Source organism: Bacteroidota bacterium, assembly GCA_030706565.1.
In the GTDB taxonomy this organism is placed as follows: domain Bacteria; phylum Bacteroidota; class Bacteroidia; order Bacteroidales; family JAUZOH01; genus JAUZOH01.
This window is the reverse complement of record JAUZOH010000533.1, coordinates 1-2,266: the sequence shown is the minus strand read 5'-3', so window position 1 is coordinate 2,266 and position 2,266 is coordinate 1. Positions and strand designations below refer to the sequence as shown.

2 protein-coding genes are annotated in these 2,266 nt (G+C 34.5%); both read left to right on the top strand.

The window, feature by feature from the left end; translation table 11 throughout:
* The coding region (locus Q8907_16480; GenBank protein ID MDP4275866.1) for a hypothetical protein at positions 1-275 on the top strand (275 nt) is incomplete at its 5' end.
* A gap of 1,285 nt (positions 276-1,560) precedes the next feature.
* Positions 1,561-2,266 (top strand): DUF4968 domain-containing protein (locus Q8907_16475; protein ID MDP4275865.1); only part of this gene is annotated, 706 nt, incomplete at its 3' end.

Here is a 2,266-nt window from a genome sequence, read left to right as displayed (position 1 = left end):
TGATTGGTGATGCCCATTTTAAATCGGATAACAAAATGTTTCCTGATTTGTCAGGAACTGGTAAATTTATGTTGTATACAGCTACAAAACAGTTGGCAACTTTTGGCGCTCAGGTTATACATGATAAAGCAGAAGGTAATAAAGTCGTAAGCTGGTTTGCAAAAATGACAATCAAAACACTGGATGCAAACCATTTGCAACTTATTGCTATGACGGATCCTAATAACTGGCTCATCTACAACTATGTTTCGCTGGATTATTACAATACCCATTAATAGTGCATCGGATATATTATAGAGATAGGTGATCCAAATTTTTCGGACACTTTCCTGCTAGCCCATTTTACTAAAATGGGCTAGTTTTTTGTTACAACTAACATATTGATTACTATTATTGACACCTATAGCATATTTATTATTAGTTGGTCGCTTTCAAAAATAAGGGAAAAGAAAGGTGTGTTGAGCCTGTAAACAAGGCAATAGAGGATCTTGTAAACAGAAATACTCAACATCGACCAAGGTAGCCAATTCAAAAGTGATTTTTTGCCTAAAATCTTATTATCCATGAAATTATCATCAGCATGATGACAAAGGAAGGGGCTGCTGACAATATTTTCGTTAAAAGGTTTTGGTGAAACTTGAAGTATGAAGAAATTTACTTGAAAGCTGATGATACTTGAAAAGCCCTATTTCAGAGCTTGACAAACTATTGCTGCTGTTATTATCTTAAGCACAGGTGCAGTCCTATTGATATAATTTACATCCCGAGTATTTGGGAAACCTGAGTTATAAACAACAATTTGCATCATCATATTTTATTTTTGATTTAATTATGGCTTAATGTTAGAGGGAAGTGGAATTTTTTAAATATAAGTGTAACAAAAATGGTTAATACCCCGCAAATAACTTTATGTCCAAATTCAAGGATAGTTTGTCAATATTACCTTGGGATAAACCGAACAAAATAAAACAGAATTATTATTGGATGTTAGTGCTTTAATGTTAATGTGTTAACCATAATCTAAAAAATAAATAGTATATGAACTAAATTTATCTTATCCTTATTTGTTAATCCTAAGGCTGCAAAATTTTATGACTCTAAACTAAATTTGAGGAAATTTCTTCCCTGTTAAAAAAATGAATTTTCTCAAGTTAGCTCCGGAAAAACATAAACGAAAAGTACAGAAAGTTCGGTTGTCCCAAGAATACAGGGATTTAACTGTTTCACATATTAACAAACGATACTGCTTTTGGAAATATTTTAACTTCGCCAGTTAACAAATTAACCCCCTAATTTAAACATTTTCATCCCCTGACTTTTGAATTTCCGGACTAAATTTGAAAATGAATTATCATTTGTTTTGGCTTCAACTGGTTATTTCTGCATCTGAGGCAGAGTAATTTTATCCGTTTATAATTATTCTTACCGATGAGGCAGGCAGGTTTTGCTTTGTAGTAAAGGCAAAATTTTGCAGTTAATAACGCATTATTTATGTTGCATTGCATCCATTTTTAAATTTTTTATGATTTAAAAATCTGTCTCACTTTTAATTATTTTAAAATGAAAAGAAATACAATTTGTCTTTGCTTCTTGTTTTTAATGTTCATGTTTTCGTCCCAGGCTGCGGATTATAAAATCCTGACTGATGGCGTGGTTGTTCATCTTGAAAAGGTTACCGGAAACGGAGCCAAGTCAGTCCGGCTTCAGGTAGTATCTGATCAGATTATTCATGTCATTGCCACTCCATCCAATGATTTCTCTGCTGAAAAAAGCCTGATGATTACGGATTATCCTCACAATAAGGTGATTTGGAAAACAGAAACTCGTAATGGCTGGATTAGCCTGAGTACCGATAAAATAAAAGCTTCTGTTTCGCTTAAAACGGGCGAAGTTGTCTTCTCGGATTTGAAAGGGAATATATTATTAAAGGAAAATGAAAAGGGAGGGAAAACTTTTCAGGCCGAAACAGTTGATGGGGTAAAAGGATACCAAATAAGACAGGTGTTTGAGTCACCGGCTGATGAGGCATTCTATGGACTCGGTGAAAACCAGGATGATATTTTGAATTTTAAAGGCTTGGATGATGATCTCACCCAGCGCAATACCAAAGCTGTTGTTCCATTCCTGGTTTCCAGTAAAAAGTATGGACTTCTTTGGGATAATTACTCTGTCACCCGTTTTGGTGATCCCCGGGATTACATGCCCATATCAGGGTTGAAATTATACGCTGATGATGGAACCTTGGGCGGATTGACTGCTCATTATT